General features: G+C 71.8%; 1 protein-coding gene. It reads left to right on the forward strand.

Translation table 11 applies throughout. From position 1 onward, the window contains the following. Positions 1 to 948: HlyD family type I secretion periplasmic adaptor subunit (locus tag DMC18_RS24465; RefSeq protein WP_110133393.1), on the forward strand; the 948-nt coding region annotated here is incomplete at its 5' end. Positions 949 to 1,127: the final 179 nt, after the last annotated feature.

Genomic DNA, 1,127 nt, shown 5'->3' on the forward strand with positions numbered 1-1,127 from the left:
GGCTACGCCGCCGGCCGCGGCGGGGCCGTGATCGCGCCGCCCGACTCCGAGCCGACCGCGGTCGAGGCCGAGCGCCAGCTGGTGGCGGCCCGCATCCAGGCCTACGAGGCCAAGCGGGCCTCCCTGGGCGAGCGCCGCATCGGCGCCGAGGCCAGCGCCCGCCAGGCTGAGTCCGAGATCGTCAAGCTGCAGCGCACCCTGCCGATCCTGCAGCGCCAGCTCGACGACCAGAAGGGCCTGGAGGCCAAGGGCTACGGCGCTCGCCAGAAGCTTCTCCAGCAGGAGCAGGCCATGGTCGCCGCCGAGCAGGACCTTATCTCCCAGCGCGGCCGCCTCGACGAGGCCCGCGCCCAGGTCGCCTCGCTGTCGCGCGACGCCGCCGAGCTGCGCGAGCAGTTTGTCGGCCAGGCCGCCCAGGAGCGCGCCGAGGCCGAAGGGCTGGCGGCCACCCGCGCCGACTCCCTGCGCAAGGCCGAGCAGAAGCGCCAGCTCCAGACCCTGACCGCTCCGGTCGGCGGCGTCATCCAGGCCGTGTCGGTGACCACGCTGGGCGAGGTGGCCGAGACCGGCAAGGCCCTGGTCACCATCGTCCCCGACGGCGAGGCCCTGGTGGTCGAGGCCCTGGTCCTCAACAAGGACGCCGGCTTCGTGCGCACCGGCGACCACGCCATCGTCAAGCTCGAAGCCTATCCCTTCACCCGCTACGGCACGCTGCAGGGGCAGGTCGTGCAGATCTCCCCCGACGCTATCGTCGACGAGAAGCGCGGCCTGGTCTTCCCGGTGCGCGTGAAGCTCTCGACCACCCAGCTCAGCGTGGAGGGGCGTCGCGCCCTGCTGTCGGCCGGCATGAGCGCTTCGGTCGAGATCGTCACCGGCAAGCGCCGCGTGATCGACTTCATCTGGTCGCCGGTCGCCAAGACCGTCAGCGAAGCGGGGAGGGAGCGATGAGGGCGGTAAATGTCTTCTGCGGACTGCTGGCCGGGGCCGTCCAGCCCTTGCAGACGGCCTAGGAGCTAGCTGCTACCACCTAGAGTACAAGGGCCGGCCCTCCGTCGCGGAAGGCCGGCCGACCCAACGGAGTTTCGATCATGGCCGACGGCGCTGCTTCCGCGACCGCTCCCCAGAAG

Source organism: Caulobacter sp. D5 (assembly GCF_003185805.1).
In the GTDB taxonomy this organism is placed as follows: Bacteria; Pseudomonadota; Alphaproteobacteria; order Caulobacterales; family Caulobacteraceae; genus Caulobacter.